This is a genomic window from Rhizobium sp. NFR07 (assembly GCF_900111905.1).
Lineage (GTDB): Bacteria > Pseudomonadota > Alphaproteobacteria > Rhizobiales > Rhizobiaceae > Neorhizobium.
Genome location: NZ_FOKM01000011.1, coordinates 187,260 through 212,648, shown reverse-complemented (window position 1 = coordinate 212,648; position 25,389 = coordinate 187,260). Strand labels below are relative to the sequence as shown.

General features: G+C 53.9%; 23 protein-coding genes. 11 read left to right on the top strand and 12 right to left on the bottom strand.

Annotation, left to right across the window (positions count from 1 at the left end; all coding sequences use genetic code 11):
• Positions 1–200: 200 nt before the first annotated feature.
• Entirely contained in the window at positions 201–1,268 is a 1,068-nt protein-coding gene (locus BM216_RS22380) for a glycoside hydrolase family 5 protein (protein WP_177230870.1), read from the bottom strand.
• An 84-nt stretch (positions 1,269–1,352) separates the two neighbouring features.
• Here BM216_RS22380 and BM216_RS22375 point away from each other — a divergent pair, with 84 nt between their 5' ends.
• Together BM216_RS22375 and BM216_RS22370 are read left to right on the top strand one after the other, a co-directional pair.
• Entirely contained in the window at positions 1,353–2,390 is a 1,038-nt protein-coding gene (locus BM216_RS22375) for an acyltransferase family protein (RefSeq protein ID WP_093001432.1), read from the top strand.
• 7 nt (positions 2,391–2,397) lie between these two features.
• Positions 2,398–3,705 (top strand): hypothetical protein, encoded by a 1,308-nt coding sequence (locus tag BM216_RS22370; RefSeq protein WP_093001431.1) that lies wholly within the window; start codon positions 2,398–2,400, stop codon positions 3,703–3,705.
• 716 nt (positions 3,706–4,421) lie between these two features.
• Here the strand turns inward: BM216_RS22370 and BM216_RS22365 are convergent.
• From BM216_RS22365 to rfbC, 9 genes are all read right to left on the bottom strand, one after another.
• Positions 4,422–6,638, bottom strand: a complete 2,217-nt coding sequence (locus BM216_RS22365) for a polysaccharide biosynthesis tyrosine autokinase (protein ID WP_093001461.1) — start codon at positions 6,636–6,638, stop codon at positions 4,422–4,424.
• 893 nt (positions 6,639–7,531) lie between these two features.
• Complete coding sequence (locus BM216_RS22360; protein ID WP_093001430.1) at positions 7,532–8,740, bottom strand: polysaccharide biosynthesis/export family protein; 1,209 nt, start codon at positions 8,738–8,740, stop codon at positions 7,532–7,534.
• Between the two features lie 215 nt (positions 8,741–8,955).
• Positions 8,956–10,395, bottom strand: a complete 1,440-nt coding sequence (locus tag BM216_RS22355; protein ID WP_177230869.1) for an O-antigen ligase family protein — start codon at positions 10,393–10,395, stop codon at positions 8,956–8,958.
• Positions 10,396–10,494: 99 nt separating this feature from the next.
• The gene (locus tag BM216_RS22350) at positions 10,495–11,073 is read right to left on the bottom strand and encodes a sugar transferase (protein ID WP_143102829.1); all 579 of its coding nucleotides are present in this window, start codon (positions 11,071–11,073) and stop codon (positions 10,495–10,497) included.
• A 797-nt stretch (positions 11,074–11,870) separates the two neighbouring features.
• Positions 11,871–12,134 carry a hypothetical protein gene (locus BM216_RS33605; protein WP_143102826.1) on the bottom strand — a complete coding sequence of 88 codons (264 nt, stop codon included), beginning with the start codon at positions 12,132–12,134 and terminating at the stop codon, positions 11,871–11,873.
• A 226-nt stretch (positions 12,135–12,360) separates the two neighbouring features.
• A complete protein-coding gene (rfbA, locus tag BM216_RS22340; protein ID WP_093001427.1) occupies positions 12,361–13,224 on the bottom strand; it encodes a glucose-1-phosphate thymidylyltransferase RfbA in 864 nt (287 codons plus the stop codon).
• Positions 13,225–13,245: 21 nt separating this feature from the next.
• Positions 13,246–14,139: a dTDP-4-dehydrorhamnose reductase gene (gene rfbD / locus BM216_RS22335; protein WP_093001426.1), complete on the bottom strand. Its 894-nt coding sequence runs from the start codon at positions 14,137–14,139 to the stop codon at positions 13,246–13,248.
• A complete protein-coding gene (gene rfbB / locus BM216_RS22330; RefSeq protein WP_093001425.1) occupies positions 14,136–15,203 on the bottom strand; it encodes a dTDP-glucose 4,6-dehydratase in 1,068 nt (355 codons plus the stop codon). Before rfbB ends, rfbD begins: the two co-directional genes overlap by 4 nt.
• An 85-nt stretch (positions 15,204–15,288) precedes the next feature.
• Positions 15,289–15,858, bottom strand: coding sequence for a dTDP-4-dehydrorhamnose 3,5-epimerase (gene rfbC, locus BM216_RS22325; RefSeq protein ID WP_093001424.1), 570 nt, complete (start codon positions 15,856–15,858; stop codon positions 15,289–15,291).
• Positions 15,859–16,363: 505 nt separating this feature from the next.
• Between rfbC and BM216_RS22320 the strand changes: the two genes are divergently transcribed.
• Positions 16,364–16,567 carry a KTSC domain-containing protein gene (locus BM216_RS22320; RefSeq protein WP_093001423.1) on the top strand — a complete coding sequence of 68 codons (204 nt, stop codon included), beginning with the start codon at positions 16,364–16,366 and terminating at the stop codon, positions 16,565–16,567.
• Between the two features lie 594 nt (positions 16,568–17,161).
• Here the strand turns inward: BM216_RS22320 and BM216_RS22315 are convergent.
• Positions 17,162–17,473: a hypothetical protein gene (locus BM216_RS22315; RefSeq protein ID WP_093001422.1), complete on the bottom strand. Its 312-nt coding sequence runs from the start codon at positions 17,471–17,473 to the stop codon at positions 17,162–17,164.
• Positions 17,474–17,785: 312 nt separating this feature from the next.
• Here BM216_RS22315 and BM216_RS34100 point away from each other — a divergent pair, with 312 nt between their 5' ends.
• The 8 genes from BM216_RS34100 (at position 17,786) to BM216_RS22280 (ending at position 24,591) form a co-directional block, all read left to right on the top strand.
• A complete protein-coding gene (locus BM216_RS34100; protein WP_177230868.1) occupies positions 17,786–17,938 on the top strand; it encodes a hypothetical protein in 153 nt (50 codons plus the stop codon).
• Between the two features lie 312 nt (positions 17,939–18,250).
• Entirely contained in the window at positions 18,251–18,442 is a 192-nt protein-coding gene (locus BM216_RS22310) for a hypothetical protein (protein WP_093001421.1), read from the top strand.
• Positions 18,443–18,981: 539 nt separating this feature from the next.
• Complete coding sequence (locus BM216_RS22305; RefSeq protein ID WP_093001420.1) at positions 18,982–19,761, top strand: DUF6030 family protein; 780 nt, start codon at positions 18,982–18,984, stop codon at positions 19,759–19,761.
• Between the two features lie 149 nt (positions 19,762–19,910).
• A complete protein-coding gene (locus BM216_RS22300) occupies positions 19,911–20,696 on the top strand; it encodes a metallophosphoesterase family protein (RefSeq protein ID WP_093001419.1) in 786 nt (261 codons plus the stop codon).
• Positions 20,697–21,080: 384 nt separating this feature from the next.
• Positions 21,081–21,398, top strand: a complete 318-nt coding sequence (locus BM216_RS22295) for a DUF982 domain-containing protein (RefSeq protein ID WP_143102825.1) — start codon at positions 21,081–21,083, stop codon at positions 21,396–21,398.
• Between the two features lie 1,641 nt (positions 21,399–23,039).
• Positions 23,040–23,249, top strand: a complete 210-nt coding sequence (locus BM216_RS22290) for a hypothetical protein (RefSeq protein ID WP_093001417.1) — start codon at positions 23,040–23,042, stop codon at positions 23,247–23,249.
• A 281-nt stretch (positions 23,250–23,530) separates the two neighbouring features.
• Positions 23,531–24,139 (top strand): KTSC domain-containing protein, encoded by a 609-nt coding sequence (locus BM216_RS22285; RefSeq protein WP_143102824.1) that lies wholly within the window; start codon positions 23,531–23,533, stop codon positions 24,137–24,139.
• Positions 24,140–24,324: 185 nt separating this feature from the next.
• A complete protein-coding gene (locus BM216_RS22280; RefSeq protein WP_177230867.1) occupies positions 24,325–24,591 on the top strand; it encodes a DUF982 domain-containing protein in 267 nt (88 codons plus the stop codon).
• A gap of 23 nt (positions 24,592–24,614) precedes the next feature.
• Here the strand turns inward: BM216_RS22280 and BM216_RS22275 are convergent, their stop codons facing one another.
• Positions 24,615–25,340, bottom strand: a complete 726-nt coding sequence (locus tag BM216_RS22275; protein WP_244530271.1) for a transporter substrate-binding domain-containing protein — start codon at positions 25,338–25,340, stop codon at positions 24,615–24,617.
• Positions 25,341–25,389 lie beyond the last annotated feature (49 nt).

Genomic DNA, 25,389 nt, shown 5'->3' with positions numbered 1-25,389 from the left:
CGATCGCTCAAGGTGCGACAACCGAGTGCATCGAGGGCAAGAACATTCGAGAACTTGTTATAAGAGCGGCTGAAAACCACTTTGGTCTGAGCAAATCAATCTAGCTGGCGAAGAGCCTTCGGCGACCGATACCTCAATTCGGCGTGATTCTATCTCACCGCAAGATCGTTTCAGTCAGAGAAGAGCCAAGGAACGGAAATTCATCGGAAACGGTCGCGCAATGCGCGAAGCACTACCCCTTCCCGCTCTGTTCCACAGCAGGGCCCCTCTAACCGTAGATGATATTTAGGTGGCCAGTGCCGCCCCCCTCCCCACAACGTCCATCCGCGCCAGATCTGAGAGTGTTGGTGTAGATGCTCAACTACCTTGTCTAACTCTTCTCCGCATTCACCACTTTCAGGCAGATCTGTCCTGCCGAGTCCAAACTCGGCGAGAAAGCCCCTTCTGCCCTCTTTCACTTCTGCCCACCGCTCAAAGGCTGCAAGCCGGCGCACACCATCGCGAACGCACGTGCTACGGGTACCTGAACCGTCAGGATCGAAGTATTGATGGACCTCAAAGATTGAGTTTTCCGCTTCATCGTTGAAGTTCTCGAACGCTTTGCCATTGCCACTCTTGATCCAAAGCGCAGCGGAAGACCATTTTATCCCCGGCAGTAGTACGACGTTCCCGATATGAGCATGCCTCAGTGAATTCACCGTAGACTGCACAATCCCAGACCACTCCGTCGCCTGATATCCTTCCGGTTCATTCATCAAGCCGAACCACACAAGCGGGTTATTTCGAAAGAGTCCTCCAACTTTGAGCCAAAAATCAGCTAAAGCCTCGGCCGGCAAGTCGGCAGTCCCCAGTCGCACAGCAGGGCCGCCAACACTCCGCTTACCGAAATTGTGGAGATCGATCACGCAGACCATGCCCGCGTCCGTAATAAGGGTAACAATTTCTTCGAGCCAATCGAGATCTCGAAAACTGCCGTCGCTCGATGACAAGGATCCAAACGGGCGCGACTGAAGACGTTCCCACCGAATTGGCAGCCTGATGACTGTACAGCCCAACGCCCGGTAAAACTCCACATCAGTCCGGGTCGGATACAGCTGGCGATATCCGACTCCTGAAAGTTTTCCAAATTCAGCCCCAGAGAGGTTTACCCCCCGCAATTGCCGCTCGAGAGACTGTCCGGACGCAACGTCTCTAGTGATACCGAGGGCGCCTAGCGCCAGTGCATAATTCAAAAAACTGCGCCGATTTATCAAGTTCTTGCTTATCATAGATAGACTCTTGATTTCTCTCTGTAACACTGGAAGAAATGACATCATTATTGCCGTGATTTACGGCCACCGGGATATTTTCTAATGCTTGTCCAGCTTCAATATCTCCGAGCAATTGCGGCCGTAGCTGTCGTGTATTTCCATGCCATCTTGCAATACGAAAAAACAATATATTTTAACGGAACAACGGTGCCCGCTCTTGGTGAATTCGGCGTCGACCTATTCTTTGTGCTCAGCGGATACGTTATCTGGAAATCCGTTCAGTCAAATAAGTATGAACCTGCTTCATTTATATACAACCGGATAAAGCGCATCATACCTCTGTACTGGTCGGCGACACTCTTTGCCGCGGCAATCGCTCTAGCTTTCCCGGACATTCTGAAGTCAACCGTTTTCGACGCGTCACACACGATCGCTTCGTTGTTTTTCATTCCATGGCCCAGCCCCATCAGCCCAACTGAGATATTTCCTGTAATTGTGCCTGGCTGGACGCTAAATTATGAGGTTTATTTCTACTCTATTGTAGCTTTATCCCTACTATTGAGTCAAAAATATCGCTTAGCGTTCATATTCTCAATAATTGCCTTTGGTGTTATTTTGCGGTTAATTTTTCCAAGCAACTACATAATTTCGTTTTATGGAAGTTCCATCGTACTGGAGTTTTTCTATGGCTGCATAATTGCTGCCGCCCCGCGAATTTCTGAACTAAGACGTCCTTGGACGGGTGTTGGGATAGCAATCGCTACGAGCTGCATAATCGCAGCTGAACTATACTTTGGAACCTCATACCGGTGGCTGCTATTGGGTGTTCCATCAGCGTTGATAGTCTTTTGCCTGGCGAGCATTCGAACCGATCAGAAGATTGGTCTTTTCAAGTTGATCGGCGACGCGTCTTACGAAATATACATCACACATGTTTTCGTTCTTGCGGCATGCAGGGTTGTGTTCAATAAGTTTGAAGTTGCGATTTTCTACAATCAGTCTGTGTTCACAGCTCTATGCGTTGCAGCCTCCGTCGTACTCGGATTAGTTTGCCATCTAGCTCTTAAGGGGCTACTCAGCCGCAGCGCAAAATTGAGGGTTCCCCTGTGGCGATCCCGCAGCGGGCAGCGACCAGGATGAAATCGAAATGTACGGCATAGCGCGCCGATCAACGCCCCGTCACAGCCGTCGCGCGGGTACAATCTTCTCGGTCAAGACTTCGGTAACAGGGGTTTGCTTAGCCGCAGTGCTCTACAACGCTTTTTTAGCTCTGCTTGGCGCACACTTCATCCCAATGAGCTACGGTATAGTTGTTGCGACTGAGGGCCTAATTCTTGCCTGCGGTCTAATGATCGTCATCCGATACGGAATCACTGAAACCGATTTTCTGCCGATTGCTTTTCTCTTGACGTCGTGCGTGCTGGCAATGTGGGTTGGAATCTTCTCTGAGGCAGTCCCAACTGAAGGGATCCGTAACGCTTTAGTTATATCGATATTCTATTGCCTTGGCACTCGAACTAGAATTGAAACGACCGATAAGATCTTCATCACATGCGCAATCATAGTGGCTATCTTTCTAGCACTCGAAGTTACAAGCCTTGAAAGTTATGCATGGTTACTTAAGCCAGCCCAGTACTATGCTGCTACTCGTGGTATCGCGGAGTTTTCATTGAATGAAACCGGGCTTTTTGCGAACGCGCTAGGTTTTGAAGGTAGATTTACATGGGGCATTTACAGCGGCCCGAGAACTTCTTCTATCTTTCTTGAGCAGGTGTCACTAGCGAATTTTGCCGCGGTTTTGTCAATTTATGTCCTTTGCCGATGGAGAGCGTTAAAGCCTGCCACTCGAGCTTTCCTCGTGACGCTCATTCTAATCGTGTTGATAACGAATAACACAAGGACAACCTCCGCGTTATGTGGCGTCTTCCTGATTGGATATTTTCTTTTTCATAAAGTACCTCGCGGCTCGCAATTCTTGATCATTCCATCTCTACTTGCACTGGGTTTCATCCTCAGCGCGATCCTGGGTGCCTCCACTGGAGACGACATCGCGGGGCGGTTGAGCCTAACCATATCGAAACTTTGGTCCCTCGACTTCGGATCAATGTTTGTAGGCAACCTCGACGCCGCAAGACGTTCTATGGACAGTGGATATCCTTTCGTAATTTTTAGTACGACCGTTGCCGGACTGTTCGCCTTATGGATGTTTATCTCATTGTCCTGCCCCTCGCCTAAGGTTTCGTCCCGCGTGTGCGGTCTTGCCATCAGTCTGTTTTTTGGAATCAACCTGTTGATCGGGGGAACAGCCGTCTTTTCGATCAAAATAGCAGCGCTCCTTTGGCTCCTTGCAGGTTCACTCCAAAATGGTTGGCGAGAGCAAGGACGGCGCTCGACTTCAGCGGATGGATCGGGAAGACACTCAACACACTCTTTCCAAGCGCGGTTACTGCGATAAGCGCTTGCAGCCGAAAATTGGCTTCATTTATTTTGTCGGATGCTGCGTATTCATTCGACAGTATGGGACGAGTGTAGCAGCGATTGAAGCAAAAGCCTCGCTCGAGGGCGGCAGAGCAAGTTTGAACCATTTCGGAACAAATTGTGAGCACACAAGCCTCAGGTCTTGTGTGATGGCTCCAGTTGCGAATGCCAGCGCCTTCCGAGATAGGCGGTTGAATAGTAGGTAGCGACCATAGATTGCCCGATCACTCGCCGGGGACAGCCTTTGCGAGAGACTGAGCGATGTCAATACGGATCGTGTATCTGCGCCTCTCGCGTCTGCGACCATCGCCGAGCGCAGCCAAAGATTGCCGGACGTGGGGCGGCATCCAAGGGCGTGATGGATGAGGGTAGAAGTAGTTTGCAGGCCCGCATCACTAGAAATTGTGTTTGGTTTCGCAGGCGTTTTATCAAGCGCTGTGAGTGAGATCGTCACTGCTGGCAAAAGAAACCGTGCCTGGCATTCCCTGCTTGCGAGCATGGTGGTGACCAAAGCCAGCGACACATCTGTAGGAGTAGCTCTAGACTGAGGGGCCTCCTCAAGTCGCCTGCTTAGGTGTCGAAGCTCATTATAATTTGAGTACTTCGTAGCCTGGACTGTGGCCAGCGCCAGCACGGAGACGAGTGGAATGAAAAGCGCAGTCTGGAGCAAAAACCTTGATCGGAAGGGCAAAATCATGCCTCTCGATAGTAGCTCGCATACCGAGAGTGATAATACTCGCTGGATCCATAAGAGCGGTATAACTTCATCTTTTCCTGATCGACCTTGTTCAGGATGACGCCGAGGCATTTTCCTCGTATCTCGTGCTCATCGTCCAGAAGCTGCTTGGCGACCTTTCTTGCCGTCCGCCCCCACTCAGCAACAAAAATGAAACCATCAATTTGCGAGGCAATCGCGCGAGCGTCGACTACCGGGCCAAGCGGCGGCAAGTCAACTACGATGTAGTCTGCCTGACCGCTAAGAGTTTGTAGTAGGTTGCGCATGGAAGCCGAGGCCAGCAACTCTGAGGAGTGCGGAACGCGATGACGTATTACGGCGGGAAGGAAGCCTAGTCTTGTTACTGGATCGTGCAGAAACACGCTCGATGGGCTCGCTCTGTCTAAGAGAGCTTCGAGGAGTCCAGCATCCGCATGGCGACCAATCGCCCGCGTGGCTCCTGGATTCCTTAGATCTCCATCAACGAGTATCGTGCGATTGCCTTGGTTCGCCAGTAGCTGGGCGAAGTTGACTGCAACCGTCGACTTGCCTTCACCTGGAAGAGACGAAACAACTCCAATAATCTTCGTGGCCCTGTTCGTTAAAGCAAGGTCTACCGCCAACTTTGCGCTGCGTAGCGTCTCTGCAAACGACGACAAGGGTTGATCCAGAACATGACGCATAACTGGATTGCTTTTGGCTATTGCCTTGCTCTCAGTAATGCCATCATGACCGCTATTTCGAGTCGGAACTAGCGGAATCATACCTAGGAACTCAGCGTTCAGACTTTCCCTTACTTGATCCCCAGTGCGGAAGAAGCGATCTCGGAACTCCCGGTACGCTCCTATTCCACTGCCTATCGCAGCCCCTAAAGCGACGAAAAGCGCAAGGACCATCGGCTTCTTCGGCTCGCTCGGCGAACCGGATGGAGTGGCCCGCGTTATCACCCGTGCCTCGGTTACAGGGAATGACTGCCTTTGAACCGCTTCTTGATACCGCTGCAGAAAAGTCTGGTAGAGGTTCTTGTAAGTCTCTGCTTCTCGTTCAAGTTCACGAAGCTGCACCTGCGTTTCGTTCGCGCTTGCACTAATGCCTGTCGCTTGGGCAACACTTTCCGCCAATGCTTTTTCTCGCGCCCTCGCTACATCAAGGTCACTTTTGTAGCTTTCTGCGATACGGCTAAGCTCTTCAAACATCAACCGCTGATATTCGGCCATTTCGCCGCGAAGTCTAACAGCTTGCGCATGGTTCTCGCCAAGCCGAGCGGATATCTGTGCTTGTCTTCTTGAAGCATCCAAATATTTCTGGCGGAGCTCATTAGAAACCGAGCTCCCCAGAACATCGGTGACAATCGCGTCACTTACTCCCGATGTGACGATTTGTTGTATCTGCTCCAAGCGAGCTTGGGCCCTTGCCGTGTCGGATTGAGCGACGATGAGAGCACTATTAAGTTCGGAAAGCTGCTGGTCTGCAACAAGGACAGACCCTGCAGCCACTAGTCCATTAGCTGTACGAAAACGCTGCACCGCTAAATCGGTGTCCAAAGATCGTTGACGTAGCTCTGCAATACGTTCCTGGAGCCAACCACTCGCCCTGCGCGTGGCTTCATATTTCGAGTTCAACTTATCAATAAGATAAGCATCGCCAAACGCATTCGCTATCTTTGCAGCTAGGTCAGCCGACGGCGACGAGTATTCGATCTCTAGGACGTATGTGCGACCAACCCTCGTCACCTCGAGGCTACGTACCAATCGACGGGCCGCATTCTGCCTCGCCACCTCTTCATCGACTGGCTCGGAACTGTCGGCCCCGAACCAGTTAGAAATATTGGCGACGCTTCGTATCGCACCCAAGGTCGAACTCAAAAGCCCATTGCTTGAAGCGTTAAAATTGGGATCATTCATTAGATCCAGCTTATCAACCACAGCAAGAGCTATCGTGTCTGAACCAAACACCTCAACCTGGCTCAACACTGAAGCCTCGTCATCGAGGAGAACGCTGCCATCCCCAATCGACGAAAGTTGATTTGCAAGCTGTCCGTTGCCCCGGTCGATCAGTACGTTGATACTTGACGTGTATATTGGAACGGCCGTCACGATATAAGCCAAACCGAGAGCTATCCCGGCAGCACTCGCAAGAGCGACGACGCGCCACTGACGACGTGCTATCCCTATCAGCGCCTCGACATCAACGATCGCGGACGGGGGCCCAGAAAGCTCGTCATCAAAAGATACGGCTGGCAAATTTCGATTGTGCAATTGCAAACTTGCCTCACTCGTCTTAGCTGGCTTTTTCGGTAATTGGAGAGCTACTGATTACCGTTCGGGCTCACCGAGTCGAAGGTCGCGGCTCCAGCCCCAGAACTTGCAAAGAATCGCGCGCTCGCGCCTGCACTGAAGCTCGAATTGCCAGAAGCGACACTTTCGTTGCCGCCGCCGGTTCCATTAAGGCCGCCACCCGGCGTCCCTCCTCCACCGATAGCCCCTGCCCCTGGTGCACCGCCAGCGGCACCAAGCGCCGCAGTCTGCGTATCAGCAGAGGCTCCGAGGAACGCAGCCTCAAACACGGGATTCCCTGCTCCTGCGACCGCCTCCTGGATCTGTACCGCATACTCCGGATTGATCGGGGCACAGGCGCGAGCTGCGCGAGCAAGCCCTGCGCCAATTGCAGCGACCTGGGATGGGTTGGCGCTCTCAAGAAGTGAAACCAGTGGTGCCAGTGTATCAGCGCTGGTGCCTGCTAGACCACGGACGCGCCCGGACATTGGCAGTCCGCCGGTCGGGTAGTTGGTCAGCAGGCCTGGCGGGTCCGCGACAAATGCGCTGACATCGCCTGGAGGCAATGCGGCTGGCGACACAAAGCAACCCGCAGCCGCCCCGGCCGTCGCCGCCGCAGGTGCTGTCTGAGCGTGCGCAATCGCAAAAGCAGATCCAAACGCCACCGAACCAGATAGAAGCACAATAGTAGCTTTAAATAACATGTTAGCCCCACGGAAAGGTTTTGTTACTCAGAATGCCAGGTTTCATTGCCATGAAAACAATTCGTACACAACAACAAGGCTAAGAGAACGTTAACGCTCTAATTTTACTTAGTCGGCGAGCTCGCGGACAGCGTCACGAGCAGACACGGCGTCAGACGGTACACCAGCAGCGGTCGAGGTCACGGAGTTCAAGATATTGAGGAACTTGAGCAGTTCGACAGAGTCCGAATTGGTGACGTAAAGGATGTCCTTGTCCTGCATCGGAAACTTCTGAACGGCGAAGAATGCAGCGGGGTCACGCATGTTTGCCCGGAAGATGACGGGCACCGTATCGGTCGCAAACCTAGACACGTCGACACCCAGCTTGGTGAGCATCGACTTGCTGACGACGCGGTAGAGCATGACCTGACCGGGGTTTGCGCGGGAATCGAGCAGGCCGCCGGCCTTACCCAAAGCTTCGCCAAAGGTCAGGTCGGACTCTTCGAAATCAAACCGGCCGTTCAGCCCGGCTGCACCAAAGGCAAGGTAGGTCCGCCGCTCTCGATCGACGAGAATAGTATCACCCGGAGCAACGTAGATATTTTCAGCAGGTGTCGCGACAAGGTGATCGTAATGCACCGTGGCGCTTCGGCCCCGTCGTTGCAGGGTGATGTAGGTCTCGGTGCCCGGAGCGCTCAGGCCACCCGCTTCCGAAATCACGTCGAGGACCCGCTCTCCGGCCTCGCTGAGCTCGATCTTGGCGGGCTCGCGGACGTCGCCGAGGACTGCGACCTGCGCCGAACGGCTGCTGATCTTGGTGATCAGGGCCTGTGGCTCGATTGCCCGGTTGGCGAGACGGTCCTCGATATCGGCCTGAACGTCCTCAACGACGCGACCAGCGGCTGGGATACGGCCAGCATAGGGAACACTGACGGTTCCATCTCGGGCAATCGTCTGCTGCGGCAGCGTTACGAAGTTTCCGGGACGGCTACCAGCGTCAGAAGGAATGAACAGGCCTCCCGACTGGGATTCAAAGACAGCAACCTGGACGACGTCACCCACCCCCAACGGCAATGCCGGCACACCGCCGCGACCACCGCCGAAGCCTCCCGCGAGAGAACTTGTCACAGAATCCGAGACGTAGTTCAAAACGGTCTTATTGAGATCGACCAAAGCGTAATCGATACCGACGGCCTTTGCCTTGCCAGCAGACGTGACCTTGATGGCAGCGCCCTGCTCTACACTTTTTTCACTGGGGCCGGAACTCGGGAGGGACGTGCAACCGGCAAGAGCCGTGGCAGCCAACAGGAGCAAGGTCGATACGCTGTAGATTTTCAATGCAATTCCCCTAGAATCCCTCAGTCGGCAATATGCTTGATCGCTATGTAAAAGCCAGGAAACATTTCTTTAAAACAATTTCACTCTCGGCAGCAGTACCACACTGTTGCCCCTGCGACACAATTCGTTAACAACAAATACATGGTGATAAACTTTTTGTTCAACTGAATGCCTATATTAGCTCCAATTAATACATTGACTTTCGCTGCCATTGCTTACTCAGATGGTGCAAAACGAGGGCTAACCGAGCTCCTTCGGCGCTCCATACGTCGACCCGGCTCATTCAGAGACAGGGTGGTCAATGGCGCGAGCAGCGCAGCGTAAAAGATCGCGAGCCCAGATATCTGGAGAGAAAAATCAAAAGCGGAATGGATCGCGATCAATACCAGCGTCGCCATGCCAATTTCCGGACCGAAACGAAAACTCAGCCTTGTACGCAAGCCGGTCACAAAGATGAGCACGAGCGAAGTTACCGCCAGTAGAGCAAGCACGACGAAGGCGATGCCTAGCGTCACAAGGCCTTCGAGGTAAAAATTATGTGCCATGTCCCAGACGCCGGTTATACCGCACCGATAATCACGATAAGCCGGAAAAACCTCGATGAAGCTGGACAGACCCGAGCCGAGAGGAAAGTTGTCGCGAACAAGAGCCCATATTCCGGGTATGATGCAGAACCTACCGTCATCACCTCCCTGTACCTGCGCGCGCCACAGCACCCGACCGCCGAATGCGAGGAACACCAAAATTATTATGAGCCCCCCGATCAGCGACGCCCCGCGGCCTGCCGAGGGACCTCGAGATTGAGACCGTCCAGGCAACCGCATCCTTGGTCCCCAGGAGGCCAAAACAATCAGAAGGATGACAGCGATGAACGAAGCGCCGATCCCGGCTCTGGATTTGGTGAGTAGGAGCGCAACGACGCACGAGAGAGTTAAGCAGAGATAAAGGCCGGCAATGGCGACTTGGCTTCTGAGCTCAGGCGAGAGCCGCCTGCCCTCTTCGAAGCGCTTGGCAATGCGTCGAAATTCGATCGCCTGTGTCGCGCGCCTGGCCTGAGCGACCTCGACAAGAAGAAGGAGGCCGAAGAAGGTTGCGGCTGTGTTGCGGTTGACGAAGACACCGGTCAGGCTGTCCAGATAAGCAATCTTCTTAGCAAACAAGAGGGTACTGGGCGCGAAAACGAATTGCAGGATCGATCCGAATGACATCACTCCTCCTGCAACCGCGATAAAGGTCAAGGCGCGGCGGGCGCGTTCATCTGTCGAAAACAGATACAGCCCACATAAGAAAACGCCAAATGGCGCCGCGATGCGCAGATAACCTGCGCGATCATCCGCCGGCGTGACAGAAATAGTGCCGCGAACCTCGGGAACCAGAGCCTCAGCCTCTTTCCACGCGGGGTGGGCGTAGAGCCCACCTGGGAGTGGTATAGTCTGGAAGGCAATCCAGGCAGCACTGCCGAGCAGTATTGTCAGCGCGACACAGACAGTGGGCACAAGATGACTGGGGATTTCGCGCGTCACCAAGAGGACAAGGAGAATCGCGAAGATCGGAAAAATAAAAAGCGTGACAATTAGGAGATCGGCCGCACCATAATTGAGAAGAGCCAGCACTATGCTCGCTGCATAGATCACAGTGGTTATATTGAGAAGCATATGACCCAGGCCCGGCCGAAGCCGCATATGTATTAACTCACTTGATGTTGTGGCAGGCTGTCGAGATGTGCGAGCAGGAGCAAGACTGACTGCTCTGTCTTAAAATCCGTTTCCGCCGCGGATTTCCCGGCGCACGGTTTCGACCATGATGTAGAAGTCCAGCCAGATCGAGAAGTTCTGCACATAGTAGAGGTCGCTTGCGATGCGGGCGCGCGCCTTTGAGGCTCGCGTCGTCGGGCCACGAAGGCCTCGCATCTGCGCAAGGCCAGTCAGGCCCGGGCGAACTGCGTGGCGACCGTGATAGGCGGGGACCAATTCTTCGTAAGGCACCCCAGCCGCAAGCATTCCAACGGCATGACACCGTGGCCCAACAAGCGACATGTCGCCCTTCAAGACATTCAGCAGCTGTGGCAACTCATCGACATTGTAGCGGCGAATGAACTTCCCGACGCGGGTCACTCTTGGGTCGTCGGCTGTCGTCTGAGCTACACCGGTTACGTCACCACGATCGGCATACATGGATCGAAGCTTGTAGACCTTAAATTTCTGACCATTCAGGCCCCAGCGGGTCTGGGTAAAGAGGACGTTCCCTCGACTTTCGAGGCGAATAGCGGCCGCGATCAGAAGAAGAAGCGGCAACAGCACGAGCAATGCGACGGACGACACAAAGACGTCCACCGTGCGTTTAGCGGCAAATTCCCAGGAGCCGGCCCCCAATGGACGATGGAACTGCGAATTCTCGTTCGCAGGAATCGGGGCTAAAGGCGCCACAAAACCATCTTCTCTCAGTAGTGCCTGCCCGTTGCTCACCAGAGTCACCTTAAATATACCAAACTGAAATGCTGCACCGCATTTAGACTGAAAACGGTGTCGCTGTCAGCATAAATTTAAGAATTGGTTAACCTATAAAAACTGGGGAACAAGTTTTGTGGTTGAAGAGAATATTTTAGTTTACTGCTGAATGCGTCTAAATGGGGTATACCAGCGTATAGTCTGACGAACAGCATCCGTGACTATCTGAATCAGGATTTTCCTGACTGCCAATTACCTTTTCCTCTGAGGAACTCATTTTATTCCGACTTGATCGTTGCGCTCTTTAATTAGCCTCAACTAATGTTTTAGGAAATTGCTTGAATTCGGTCGCGGTAATAGCCTCCATCGAACTGATCGCGACGTTAAGGTCGTTACGATCAACGATTTTGCACCGCACGATGATAATTGCTTGACCGCTAATTTAGATGCGATCCAAAGCGATCTAAAATCCAAGTCGATCGCCCCCGTTTTCTATGACGGAGGCTATCACCTAGTTCGTTTATTTCTGGCGAACGGCACTTTGTAAGAATATATCGGCATACCAAAGCGAACCGCCGAATTGCTTTCCTCAGGTAAATCTTCAGGTGAGTTTTACATCAACGATATCCGAGGAAAATATTAGACCGCGCTTTGATCTCGGTTCATATCCATTCGATGGCGGTCTATTCGGCTGCCACAGATGGCATCCCATCCAATTCCTTGAGATTCCTCATCGCAAAGACCCGATCCAGCAAGCCTCGCAGCGCCGGAATGATCCGAAGTGGCAACCTCCAGATCACCGCCACCCTGCTGGATATGCCGCATATTCTCAGCAATACCGTCACATCGAAGTCCAGCGGATAGAATCCGCGGCTATTCCGGTACTTACGGAAACCAAAATTGCGAGCTTCCATCAGGTTCCGGCATCTTTCGATGCCCCAGATCATTAAGGAGTACCTGTCACCGGCAGGGCGAGATGGGCGCGACGCTACGGAGCCGAATGGTCGACATGAACATCACCGCCATTTGTTGCTGGCCCTTAGGGATGATGGTGGCAAAGGAAGCGGGGCAGTCTGGGGCCTGAGTTCACGCGGAATAAGGCAAACCACTCATCATCGACGGTAGCTCTCTCGCAATCTCGCAAACGCCCGAGTGTGCTGCATGCCCGTCAAGTTAACGCAACACTCTCTCGCGCAAATATCTACCGTAAGCACTTTTCCCATAAGCGTGCGCTAAGCTCTCAAGGCCATCGCGATTGATGAAGCCCTTGTAGAAGGCGACTTCTTCCGGGCAACAAATTTTAACGCCTTGGCGGCGCTCAAGGGTGGCAACGAACTCAGCGGCGTCAAGCAGGCTATCGGGTGTTCCTGTGTCGAGCCAGGCAAATCCACGACCGAGGATCTCCACATTCAGACGCCCCTGCTCGAGATAGGCGCGGTTTACATCCGTTATCTCGAGCTCCCCTCTTGCCGACGGCTTAAGGTTGGCGGCGATGTCAACGACATCCTTGTCATAGAAATAGAGCCCGGTCACAGCGTAGTTTGACCGCGGCGCGGCTGGCTTTTCCTCAATCGAGATGGCCTTGTTCGTTTTGTCGAACTCGACCACGCCATAACGTTCGGGATCGGCAACGTGATAGGCGAACACAGTCGCCCCTCCCGACAAGACCGCCTTCTCAATGGTTTCGGTAATCCCGTGACCATAGAAGACGTTGTCACCGAGGATGAGGCAGGATGGGCTATCACCGACGAAATCGGCACCGATAAGGTAAGCTTGAGCCAGACCGTTCGGCTCAGGCTGGACAGCGTAGCTGAGACTGATCCCCCATTGCGACCCATCTCCGAGCAACCGTTCGAAGAGCGGCATGTCGAGTGGCGTCGAGATGATCAGGATGTTCCGGATCCCGGCGAGCATCAGGGTTGACAGGGGGTAATAGATCATTGGCTTATCGTAGATCGGCATGAGCTGCTTTGAGATCACACTGGTCATAGGGTGAAGTCGCGTTCCACTGCCGCCCGCAAGAATAATGCCCTTCATAGATCACAATTCTCCCTGCTTTCAGCTAAGCCTCGCCACGCTCAATGCCGTCGAGCCGTGCCAATGCGGTAGTTTGACGCCGTGCGTAGCGAACAGCTTGCTGCAATCGAGACGCGAATTGGCTGGCCGTTTTGCCGGCGTAAGATATGCGCTCGACGGAATCCTGCCGACTGATGCATTCGGACCGCCCCTCTCCGCCGAACACGTCAAAATCTGTTCGGCAAAATCGGCCCAGCTCGCATCGCCCTCACCCGTCATATGAAAGATGCCGCGCAGATGCGCCTCATTACTGTCGAGTAGGTTGCCGGCGACGGCGAACACCGCGTCCGCAATGTCTAGTGCCGAGGTCGGATTACCCATCTGATCGGCAACGACATCAAGGTGGTCGCGCGAGGCGGCGAGCCTCAACATGGTTTTGAGGAAATTTTTGCCGAAGGGGCTGTAGACCCATGCGGTGCGCAAAATGGCGTGATCTCGATGAGCACGTGAAACCGCTCGCTCGCCTGCCAGTTTGGATCGACCGTAAGCGCCGATCGGCGACACCGGATCGGTCTCGTCGTAGGCAGACAGCTTGGTCCCATCAAACACGTAATCGGTTGAGATATGCAGCATGGGAACGCCAAGTTCATGCGCCGCACTCGCGATGCTTCCGGCTGCTACGCCGTTGACGATCGTTGCCAGATGCTCATCAGTCTCGGCCTGATCGACGGCCGTATAGGCGGCCGCTGCAACAATCACGTCGGCGCGAGCCGCTTTGAGAGCAGGTGCGACCGTCTCAGGCCGCGAGAGATCAAGTTCTGGGCGCCCCACGGCAATGACCTCGAACCGTCCGGCGACGCTGGCCCGCTCAATCAGGGATGTTACGACCTGCCCTTCCCGGCCGGTGACAACCATTCGCTGTTTTGCAGAGCTCATGCCACGACCTTGTCTGTGGCTTCGATAAGGCCAAGGCGAGCGCCCCCATATCCTTTGCGCAAGGGTGCCCACCACCATTCATTGTCGAGGTACCAACCGACCGTCTTTTCGATACCGGTATCGAAAGTCTCCCGCGCCTTCCAACCAAGCTCGGTTTCCAGTTTGGTCGCGTCGATCGCATAGCGCGCGTCGTGGCCTGGCCGATCGCCAACATATGTTATCAGACGGTTGTGGGGGCCGGTGCTGGGACGCATGGCATCCATAAGCAAGCAAATGCGCTCCACCACTTCGATATTGCGCCGCTCGTTGCGGCCTCCGACATTGTAAGTCTCGCCTATCCGCCCGCGCTCGGCGATAATGTCGAGTGCCCGGGCATGGTCGTCGACGTAGAGCCAGTCACGGATATTCGTACCGTTGCCGTAAACCGGAAGCGTCTGTCCTTCCATCGCGTTCAAGATCATCAACGGAATAAGCTTTTCGGGAAAATGATACGGTCCGTAGTTGTTGGAGCAGTTGGACACGACAACCGGAAGCCCGTAGGTGCGGGCCCAGGCCTTGGCGATATGGTCCGAGGCGGCCTTAGACGCCGAATAGGGTGAACTCGGGTCATAAGGCGTCTGCTCGGTGAACAAGCCCTTTTCCCCGAGGGAACCATAGACCTCGTCGGTGGAGACATGAAGAAATCGAAACTTGCCTTTCGCGTCGGCATCCAGGCCCATCCAGTAGTGCCTGGCACATTCGAGCATCGTGAAGGTGCCCAGAACATTGGTATCGACGAAATCTTTGGCGCCCGTGATTGACCGGTCGACGTGGCTTTCGGCGGCGAGATGCATGATCCTTTGCGGTCGGAAGCCCAAAAGAGCATCTGTGATAGCTGCTCTGTCGCAGACGTCCGCGTGCAGGAACCGATAGTTGGCACGTCCACCGACTGCCTTCAGCGAGGTTTCAGTTCCCGCATAGGTGAGTTTGTCGATATTTAGGACTTCGTAGCCCTTATCGAGAACGAGATGTCTTACGAGAGCGGATCCGATAAAACCCGCACCGCCCGTTACTGCAACTCGCATCGGTAATCTCCCCCTACTTCGAGGTCAAATTGCTGAGATGCTGGACGGGCGGCTGAGAGCACGGCTGGCAAATTGTCTTCCATCGCTACGACGTCGCCTTAAACAGGAAGCTCGCCGGCACGTCATCTAAGGTCGGTTGCTTCCGATCCTTGTCGGAGAGAAGTGCGCTCGCCTCATCGACCGGCCATGCGATGCCCAGCTTGGGGTCATTCCATTGCAAGCCTCGGTCATGCTCGGCACTGTAATAATTGGTGACCTTGTAGCTAATCTCAGTGTTCGGCAGGAGCGTACAGAAGCCATGCGCGAAGCCAGGCGGCACCCATAATTGCCGTCCGTTCTCGGCCGTGAGTTCGACCGCGACATGTTTCCCGTAGCTCGGTGAGCCATGGCGAATATCGACAGCCACATCGAGCAGTGCGCCGGCAAAGCACCGGACAAGCTTCCCTTGCGCCATTGGGTCCAGCTGAAAATGTAGCCCGCGCACCGTGCCAGCCTGCACCGACATCGACTGATTGTCCTGAACGAATATCTGCCGACCGATATGCTCTTCAAAAAGCGTCTGGCGAAATGTCTCCATAAAATAGCCGCGGGCATCGCCGAAGCGTTTTGGTGTAATAACCACGACATCCAGAATTTCAGTTGGCTCGAAATTCATATTGGCCGTCTACCGTTCTTATCATTAAGCCACCGTCCACTCCTCGCCAAATGCAAACGCAATACTTGGCTCCGGCATATCTCGCAAAATTCCCATTGATGAATAGTCGTAATCACGCCGTTTGATGCACACACTCGATGTTAATTAACTTTATGACCTTAATCCCGACAGTCAATACACAATAATATTTAATGTTATATCGAAGTTGAATACTTCTCATCATTATCGACGCGACAATCAGTATCGCGAAAACACTGACGGCATATTTTCTTAATTATATTTTTCTTAAACGGTAAAAACTGAAATCCGAATGCAATAACACAAAGTGAATACTCAAAGTCAGAGTGTCACTCCATCGATTTGACAGAAACACTCTACGCTGCCGCAGGCACGCGAGCTGGGTCGACGTTTCACGACAAAACCCCTGCCGCTCTTTTATATAATTGTCCGTTGACGATTCCGCAGCGCACCATAATATTGCGTTAACCTTTTACTGGAGGTGACAATGCAAGTAGAACTAAAATCGAGATTGATCGACACTGTGTCTTATGACGAAGACAACCAGGTCCTTCGGCTCTTTCTTGCCAATGGGACATTACGGGAGTTTATCGGCGTGCCGAAACCGACGGTGGACTTACTTGCATCTGCGAAGTCCCCCGGAGAGTTCTATATGACCAATATTCGCGGAAAATTTCCGGCTCCTCATTGATCTTGGTCCACCCGATGTCTGGAAACGCACTTCCACGCGCTTTGTGCAAAAGGCCGGCACCGACCAGGGTCAAAACCACGCTTGCGTTGAGGACGATACAGTGTCGCATGGCCGCCAAGCTCTCCGCTCTCACCTGATACTTTCGATCGTTTTTGCAGTCGTCGCGGGGCATAGCGCCTGCGCACAGCAATACCGAAACTTCGAGGTCCAGCCTGACGGTACCGGCGGATATTACGGTACCTACGGCAATCAGAATTTCGAGATACGGCCGGGCGCAGGCCAGTCTGGCCACCTTGGCGGTCGGCGCCCCAACGTTATCGAGGAACGTCGCTCGCGACGGTCGGGAAGCGTAGGCGCCACAATGAGAAGCTGCGTAGTCGACGGAAATGGTACGGCGATCTGCCGGTGATTTCGTAGCGGTCCAGGCAGGTCTGATAATCGATCATTGATCGTCCACAGCGATCAGCAGCGCTCCGATAAGCTTCTTGCGAGGCGATAAACACTGCGTCTTAGGATGCCGGGCGCGTCGTAAGCGTTCAGAATTGCCGGAGGACTATTCAAGGCGCCTTGCGGAGCAGCGTCAAATGATCCACGTCAACGGGGCTTTCGAACACCGCCGTCGGACATCGAATAGACCGAGTCATGGATCGACCCGGACGTAGGGGGTATCCTGGACCGAACCCGCCGCTCCTCGAGCACGTCATGGATGCGTCCGAATAAAGATCGGATGATTGCGAAAGGCACCAGCAAAACTGCCAAAACAAGAATAAACAACACGCCGACGACGATCGCGGGAATGCCGATCACATAATCGAACCTGGAGAGATGCGGCCGTACAGTTTCATCCACCCCATAGACCCGAGGCAAAGTGAGTTCTTCTCGTGCTGAACTATCGCTTTTCATCATACTGGGTGCCTCGTCGCTGATAAAACAAGCGCTTCGCTCCCGCTGAAGCTCACTTCAATGATAACTACTATACACCCTGAACTGCCGAATAAAAGACTACTAAATTTAGTATATCATAAATTGTCTTTCGCCTTAATTTTATGTTTTTAGCCGTCATCCATCTAAAATTAGGTTATTTCCTATAGCAATAATTATTTGAATTTGGCGTAGACTCGTGTAAATGCGGCGTTAACCATGATATAGGTGCTAATTCCAATGGAACGCCTTTGTCCCTCGCTTCTTATCCCATGCGCCTTCTTGAGGATGTTGCTGATGGCAATCCTGATGGGAACTGCCAGCGCCTTCAGTGGCTATAGCGTTGGGTGGAGTCTTGCCTTCGGCGTTGGCTCGCTCCTGCTGATGCAAGTCGGTTACTTCGGCGCACTGCTCATTCTTCTCTTCAAGCAGAGAAATGGTCGCGAATGAACTTGCGACTGGCCCAAGCGCCGGAAGATTGTCCCGCCTCTCCCGAAGGGTTTCGTGATACGCATCCTGTTGCCTAGGAACCCGCCTTTAGTGGTAACGAGAGCAACGGCCCCTCAGGTCGTGGTGGCGGAATTGTGGCGGCTATCCGCGGCGGTCCTAATACGCCGGATAACACGCGGCCAAAGAAAAAAAGGTTGGAGGAGCCGAAGATGGCATTTTCGGATGCTGCAATTTTCAACGAGATACGCTAACGGGCCAGACATCCCCCATTTGCGGGTATCCCGCGAAAGATGACCTGCCTAGTTTGACTTGATGAACACGAAGCTCGCATACCTAAAGCTAAGTCCGGCCGCTCTGCTGTCGTTGACGCAGAGAGGGTACTCGACCGTCGCCGATCTCGCCGGTTTATCGACCTACGAGATCCTGCGGATCTCAAATGTCAGCGGACGCGACTGGTTAAAGCTTGCAAAGGCGCTTGGCCGCGAACCACCGGCGAAACAGTGACCGCGCTACCGCCAGACACGTCTGTCTAAGAGAATGGACCGGACCCTGGCGACGAAACCTGTAGCGCTCGCGACCACGTCGCTACATTGGTGACGCCATTAGTCGTCGTCTTTGATTTCCCCCTCATCGCCTTTGCGTCTTTTGGCAAGGGCTGGCCAATCTTCCTCAACCTGCGGTGACACTGACAATGGGCCGCGTCGCTCCGGGACGTTCTTAATCAGTGGCCGTTTTCGCTTCCTGAACGTGATCCTTGGCGAACGGACGGTGTTTATTCTCTTGCCGGTCATGTCACTCATTAGCCCAAGGGAGTTCAGGTTCGATAGTGGTCACAGCGCCTAAAGGCCACTGGTAAAATTGTAGTTAGGAACAGACGCCTCGGCAGACAGCTCCCGGCAGTTTCTCGCGCTCTTTTGAAATGCACTATCAGAAGAAGGCCCCCGACTAACGGAAATGGCGAACCTCAGAAGGTCGTGTCGAGAAGTTATAGTCAAGGCATTCCATCGCCGTTAATATCAAGGTCGCTAAACTGGCGATAAAACATGGTTACGTCATCTTTGGATAGCGCAGAGCTTCAAGGTCTGGTGGACGAAGAGGCCAAACCGATGGCAAGAGCGGGCCTGCCCCCCAGGCCGGCGAACCGTTGGCCGCTTGTCTTATGTCTGCTTGCTTCTATTGGCGCCATTGCCGCTACGGTTTTGCTTGCGAATGACGGAAAAAATCTCAAGGTACTGAAACTGTGGCTCGGGATAAAGCCAGAGGCCGCGCAAAAGATTGGCGCATCGCCGGCAGCGCCCATCGACCCGCCTGCCCCGTCCTGGCCGTTTATCGCAGGAGATGCCGCTAGGCCGCTGACAACACTCACTCAACCGGCTGCAACCTGCGCCTCGCTTTCCCCGCCAGAGCCCAATGCTCCACCAACGTTCGTCAGCCAGGACGACAGTTGGGAATGCGCGTTCTTAACGCCGCCGATCGGTCACGCCCAGTCGACCCTCTTCCTGCAGGCGCGAGGATCATCCGTGGAGACCCGCAGCGTCAGAGCCAAGTTTAACTTGAACGGCGGCACGATGACGCCGGAACTTGCGTCGCGGGCGGTCAGTTTCGCCGGCGCATTTCTGCCATTACCGATCATCGATCAAGCGCTACGCGACGAGATCGAGACGAGGCTGATCGCACTGGAAGATTTTTCCCTATTGATCGACCGTTTCGGTGTCAGCTTTCGCCGGGAGTTGAACGACCCCACCAGGGGAAATCTGATCTTTGCATTGAAGCGCGTTGGTTTTGGTGATCTGCCGCGACTAAGTGAGGGGGCAAGTCATTGAGACATTCCATACCAGATCTGCGCCATCACTGAAAAATTGATCGCAGGTCTGCATCTTTGCAAGATTTGTTCCGGGGAGCTTAACGGTACCTTAGCAAGCGCATTCCCATTGTCGGGGCGGGAGACCAATGCATCGGCCTGGCGATAAATATGAAAAAGATCATTAACTGGATGACGCGTCGCCCGGATGCTCCCTTCTCGATCCCGGCGCGTCGTCGAATTGATCTCGGCGACGAGCCGGCAACCTATCCGATATATGCGATCGGCGATGTCCACGGCTGCATAAAGGAATTGCAGGCGGCGGAAATTCGCATTGCGGAAGACATCCGTCAGACCGGCCGCGCCGGGCTGGTCGTTCTCCTCGGCGATTATATAGATCGCGGTCCGGCATCATTTCAGGTGGTCGAACATCTTCTTCGGCCAAGCGATCTCGGGTTGCGCCGGCTTGCGTTGTGCGGAAACCACGATGACGTCTTCAGCAAATTCATCGCACAGCCGCAGCGGTACATGGATTGGCTCGATCTTGGTGGAGAGCAGACATTGATGTCCTACGGCATCGACGTCGGACATTTAAACCTGAGACAGAAGAGCAAATCAGGCGATTTGAAGCGGTTGTTGGGTGATGCGGTGCCCGCATCCCATGTCGAGTTTCTCGCTCATTTGCCAATACTCCTGAAAATCGGCGACCTCGTATTCGTTCACGCGGGCCTTCGACCAAGAGTTCAAATCGCAGAGCAAGATGATGAGGACCTGATGTGGATCCGCGAGCCTTTTCTCGCTCAGGGTCCCGGCTGGGCGATCACCGTCGTGCACGGCCATACACCAGGCAACGAACCGAGCGTCGGGCCTGGTCGCATCGGGATTGATACAGGCGCGTTTTATACCGGCAATTTGACCGTGTTGAAGATCGATGGTGAGACAAAGATGTTCGTCTGACGACAGGTCTGCTCGGATCTTGAGTTAACGCCAGTTCGCACTCGTCCAAGCCTTATCCTCGTCGCCTTGCCGATCGCCTGGAATGTATTGTCCAGATGATCGAAGCATGCTGCAACCTCTTCGAGCAGGAAACAACCAACGCATCCCAGGGCTCATGGCTAGAGTAAGATCTCAGTCTCTCCGCGCGTTCCGAATGTTCCAGATCATCTTGCTGATCGATAAGCAACGAAAAGCGCCCACGCGGCTCTCAGACCAATAAACTTCGTCAACAAAAGTGATATATGCTCGCGTCTTTAAGGCAATTGTCTAGCTTTGTCAAAGACCTGTATTAGAAACGGAGAGAAGAAGGTCAGCCCGCACTTCCTGCTGGCATGCATACCCCCCTTGATCTTCATCAACCAGAGAGCTTTTATGTCGATCTTGACTGGGGATGACATGATGGAATCCACGACGCACGACGATCGAATTATCTATCTGTGGCAGCGACCCGTCCACATTCAGATCCGCCATGGCTGGCCGCAACGCATTGATGGGCCGACCAGGGCCTTGTTGTTCATGGAAACCGAGTGGCCTGGTCCTCGAGGTTACCACTATCACACCGCCCGCGCAGCCTGTATCGGCGTCACCGAGCAAAGATGCGACAGTGAAGTGGCGCGCGATGCTTTCATCGCGGCCGCCATGGAAGCGCGCCTTATCGCCTGACATACTCACCCTCACTTTCGCGCACTTTGGTTCAGGTACCGACGGCCCGGCGCAACTGGTCATTGAAGCGGAAGCAATCCGCATGGCCTGCCTTTCTCGCCTCGCTTTCACGTCAAATAATAACCGCTTGTTTTTTTGCCTAACAGGGCTTGCTCTAAGCGCCACTAAGCCTGGAGGCTCTCGCCGCGCGGAGATATCTTTCTGCTGCAGTAACCACTGCTCTTTCGGCGAATACTCCGAGCGTAGAATATGTTTCGCACAGCCCTGACATGACTGAAACCCGATTGTTTGTGCTGGATAAATTCCGACAACTCCAGCTTCGCGCCTTACTCTTGGGCGTTGCCAGCTTAGGGGCGCCCTTAGATGTACTACAAGTAGTATATCGACGCGCTCGGGATATGCTCTAATTGCCAGACCGCAATACACGCCCGGAGGCAGTTATTACAAACTCAACCCTGATATTGCCATCCGTGCTTAAGCCAGAAAAGCAAGATGAGCCCGACCCAACCCTTGCTGATTTCAGGATCATCAAGACGGTCTGCGACGAGCTTATCGGCGCCGGCTTACCAAGTACTGTCGATGCACGCCAACTGATTAGAACGGTAATTTACTTATACCGGATGGGACTAAGAGACCCTGATAAACTAAAAACACTAGCGCCCATCATTACGTGAGCCGGCACATCCGCTTGAAATACAACGACATGTCGAGCATTAACGCAAATTATTACATTTTTATCGTTTTAATTAATCACAAGAAGACGTTCTCTTCTTACAATCCGGCCATCGCCGCATGAAGCGGCTCCTCATCAAGAGCAGACGATATGGTCCAATTTCAAGACGCCGTACCGCTTGTCTTATTCGCGTTCGCGATCCTGATATTCTACCGCTGGATCCTGCGTGACATGGAGCGCGACCAACAGTCTGAGAATGCTGATCACGATTCTTCGGCGACTGCGTTTGACGAAGGCCTGATCTGGCGACCACCGCCTATCGTTTCGCCTTCAACCGACGAGCTCGGTCTCATCGACGTAGAGATCGGAGGTGACGGCGGTTCAGGAGAAACGCCTCGTCTGAGAACCCCTGTCGCGACCTGCGTCTGCGTTCATTGTAGCCTCGCGCGTCTTTACTGGCTTTCGTCGAGAGGCGTTCCGCCTGGCTTCAATCCCAAATTGAATTGCGAGAGTATACCGGTTAAACGCCGTGCCTGACCTCTGAAACTTAAGCCGCGGATGATCTCTGCAGCTCGCGGCCAAAACCATTGGCTCAAGTTGTGCGAAATGTGCGGGCTGCGTGTTTTCCGTTACGGCGGCTCTGCGCGACGCAGACGAGTGCTGGCTGCTGCTGAGAGTGCCAATCATGGTCGCTTCTTGTGTTGGGCCGGCTCAACATTGCCTCTTCTGATTAGCAATCGTGACGCAGCGGCGGAGCGTCCTGGGATATTGTTCTGTCTCATATATCGAGAATATATTTACCTCACCTACTATTCACCTCACGGTTGCGCTGCAATTATCACGCTACTCTATAGCGACGAGCTAGCGCTTCGAACGGGACGCTGCAATGTGCCCTACGGCATCCACCATTGCCTCCCGGATCGACCCCGCGCTTGCTCCATAGAAGCTTGATTTTTGAGGAGAGAACAATGGGCCGTCAAACTGAAAGTCTGGACAAGATCGCTAACTCCAACAAGCTTCAGGAACTCACCTCTCTTACTCGAATGATTTTGTTCGCAAGCCAGACCGCGACAGATCTTGATGTCCAGTTCCCAAAATATCTCCTGGAGCTCGCCCTTGGCGCGGTGCTCGAAGAGATGCATGCCGTGGCAAGCACTCCGACAACGGATGGACGGTAACCACTACTAGGTTGCACTTCTGCCCGCCGCGCCTACCATCATCCGGCGCGCCTGCTGCATTCCATTCGGCGCGCTCGGGTCTTCATGAGGTTGCAGGGTATTCGGCGAGCACTGCGTCATCGAGATAATCTCCCCGCCCTTCCCTCTACATGTGCAATGCCCTCAGTCCAACGGCTGGCAAGATCACGAGCGTCATCAAAATAGAATAGACGATTAACCTTGTGGCCATTCAAATATTGGCTGGAAAGAAGTTGGAAAGATCCAGCAACGAGGATGGTTACATGAGAAAACAATTCGCCCTCGCCGCCATCGTTGTGACCTTTATTGTGATAGCATTCGCAACATTGTCACCGCTTTCTTTTCGTCCCCCGGTGATCTTCACCGTCAACACGGATCGGTTCCTCGCCTTTGCAGGCCTTGTTACGCTTGTTGTGATCGCCTATCCGCGGCGGCTACGGTACGCGCTTATCGCCTCATTCGTTTTGCCGGCAGCATTGGAGATGATGCAGGCCCTCTCCCCAACAAGGCACGCGGACCTGGCGGATGTGCTGATCAAATCGGCTGGCGGTGTTATCGGCTGCTTCGTCGGCCTGCTGGTGGTGACGATGGGTCGCAGGATCCGACGCCGCATTGAGCAGAAGAACAGTCGGCGGCGGATGCAACTTTTTATGGCAACGGCTAAGACGACCGAACTTGCGGTGCAATCCCGGATGATCCAGTCCATTCATTTCAGCCCGACCGATGGCAAGCTTCTTCTGCGATTTTCCGATGGAAGGGATGGTTTGTTTGAAGGGGTCTCGAGGGCTGCGGCGGAGGCGATGGCAACGGCGAAATCGCCGGGCCAATTCTATCTTGAAGAATTCAAGCCAAGATTTCAGCGGGTCGCCTGAGTTTCAAGACCCAGTCGATAGCCGGCCTTGCCTTACCGGAAGAAAAGAGCCTCTTGTTCGACCGCATCATATAACGCGCAGTTCGCAATCAACTGGCCCGCCTGGCAAATGCGGGATCCTGATCTGTTCCATCAACCAACGACTTTCGGCTCGACCGTTGCGGCAAGTCCATGAGGGAGAATGCCTTGAGTTCAGTCATCGAAGCAAGCTTTCGCAGACTATGGGCAAACGTGGTTTATGTCCTGGACGATCAAGGTCATGAACTCGCGATAGATGGTCCGCGAGAAGCGCTCCGCTACCTCAGAGAAGATATGGCTGACCACTCGGGCCATGCCTATTGCAGCGCCATCCTGGTCTGTATGGCCGCGACGGCCAATTCCCGTCACCTCGAGCGCTCACGAGAATCGTTTGTCGCGGCCTATTTGGAACACAGAGAACAATCAGCAGATTGAACCGGTTCGCCTGGCTTTCCTCCTCATCGGATGCTGAAGGGGAAATACTTCGCGTTGATCTGATCGTAGGTTCCGTTTGCCTGTATCTCTCTCAAGGCCTGGTTGAGCGTGTCCAAGAGGGCTTTATCGCCCGGCCGGACGGCGATGCCTGCCCCTTCGCCAAAGTATGTTACATCCTTGACATCCCCGCCACGGAACTCACAGCAGAGCCCCGCCTTGGTGTTGGTCAGCCAGTCGTAGATGGCAAGCTTGTCCTCGAGGATGACATCGACGTCGCCGGTTTCCAGCGCCTTGTAAAGTTCGGGCGAGGATTGGAAGACCACCCTGTCGAGATGAGGATAGTGATCTTCAGCGTAACTCGCCTGGGAGGTCGACAGGGTGACGCCGAGTTTCGCCTTCATGAGGCCCTCCGCATCGGTTGTTTTTATCGCAGATGTCTTCTGCACGACGAAGACCGACGGACTGTCGTAGTAACGGTCGGTGAAAGCGACTTGCTGCTTGCGTTCGGCACTCATCGACATCGATGAGACAATCGCGTCGAATTTCGACGCGAGCAGGTTGGGGATCATGCCATCCCAGTCCTGCACGACAAAATCGCAGGTAAGTTTAGCGCTTTCACAGAGTGCCTTGGCAATTTCGACGTCGAAACCCTGAAGCTGGTCTTTTGAATCTAGATAGTTGAATGGCGGAAAAATGCCTTCAACTGCGATCTTAGTAACGGTTTGTGCTACGGCGGCAGATAGAGGCATCCCCGACAGTGCAAGAGCTACGCAGACGGTCAAACCGCTCTTTTGCTTC

What these genes read in the sequence shown, in the direction of transcription:
- BM216_RS22380 (WP_177230870.1), bottom strand. Translation starts at nt 1,268, where the DNA reads ATGATAAGCAAGAACTTGATAAATCGGCGCAGTTTTTTGAATTATGCA.
- BM216_RS22375 (WP_093001432.1), top strand. Translation starts at nt 1,353, where the DNA reads ATGCTTGTCCAGCTTCAATATCTCCGAGCAATTGCGGCCGTAGCTGTC.
- BM216_RS22370 (WP_093001431.1), top strand. Translation starts at nt 2,398, where the DNA reads ATGTACGGCATAGCGCGCCGATCAACGCCCCGTCACAGCCGTCGCGCG.
- BM216_RS22355 (WP_177230869.1), bottom strand. Translation starts at nt 10,395, where the DNA reads ATGCTTCTCAATATAACCACTGTGATCTATGCAGCGAGCATAGTGCTG.
- BM216_RS33605 (WP_143102826.1), bottom strand. Translation starts at nt 12,134, where the DNA reads ATGATCTGGGGCATCGAAAGATGCCGGAACCTGATGGAAGCTCGCAAT.
- rfbA (WP_093001427.1), bottom strand. Translation starts at nt 13,224, where the DNA reads ATGAAGGGCATTATTCTTGCGGGCGGCAGTGGAACGCGACTTCACCCT.
- rfbD (WP_093001426.1), bottom strand. Translation starts at nt 14,139, where the DNA reads ATGAGCTCTGCAAAACAGCGAATGGTTGTCACCGGCCGGGAAGGGCAG.
- rfbB (WP_093001425.1), bottom strand. Translation starts at nt 15,203, where the DNA reads ATGCGAGTTGCAGTAACGGGCGGTGCGGGTTTTATCGGATCCGCTCTC.
- rfbC (WP_093001424.1), bottom strand. Translation starts at nt 15,858, where the DNA reads ATGAATTTCGAGCCAACTGAAATTCTGGATGTCGTGGTTATTACACCA.
- BM216_RS22320 (WP_093001423.1), top strand. Translation starts at nt 16,364, where the DNA reads ATGCAAGTAGAACTAAAATCGAGATTGATCGACACTGTGTCTTATGAC.
- BM216_RS22315 (WP_093001422.1), bottom strand. Translation starts at nt 17,473, where the DNA reads ATGATGAAAAGCGATAGTTCAGCACGAGAAGAACTCACTTTGCCTCGG.
- BM216_RS34100 (WP_177230868.1), top strand. Translation starts at nt 17,786, where the DNA reads ATGGCAATCCTGATGGGAACTGCCAGCGCCTTCAGTGGCTATAGCGTT.
- BM216_RS22310 (WP_093001421.1), top strand. Translation starts at nt 18,251, where the DNA reads ATGAACACGAAGCTCGCATACCTAAAGCTAAGTCCGGCCGCTCTGCTG.
- BM216_RS22305 (WP_093001420.1), top strand. Translation starts at nt 18,982, where the DNA reads ATGGTTACGTCATCTTTGGATAGCGCAGAGCTTCAAGGTCTGGTGGAC.
- BM216_RS22300 (WP_093001419.1), top strand. Translation starts at nt 19,911, where the DNA reads ATGAAAAAGATCATTAACTGGATGACGCGTCGCCCGGATGCTCCCTTC.
- BM216_RS22290 (WP_093001417.1), top strand. Translation starts at nt 23,040, where the DNA reads ATGGGCCGTCAAACTGAAAGTCTGGACAAGATCGCTAACTCCAACAAG.
- BM216_RS22285 (WP_143102824.1), top strand. Translation starts at nt 23,531, where the DNA reads ATGAGAAAACAATTCGCCCTCGCCGCCATCGTTGTGACCTTTATTGTG.
- BM216_RS22275 (WP_244530271.1), bottom strand. Translation starts at nt 25,340, where the DNA reads ATGCCTCTATCTGCCGCCGTAGCACAAACCGTTACTAAGATCGCAGTT.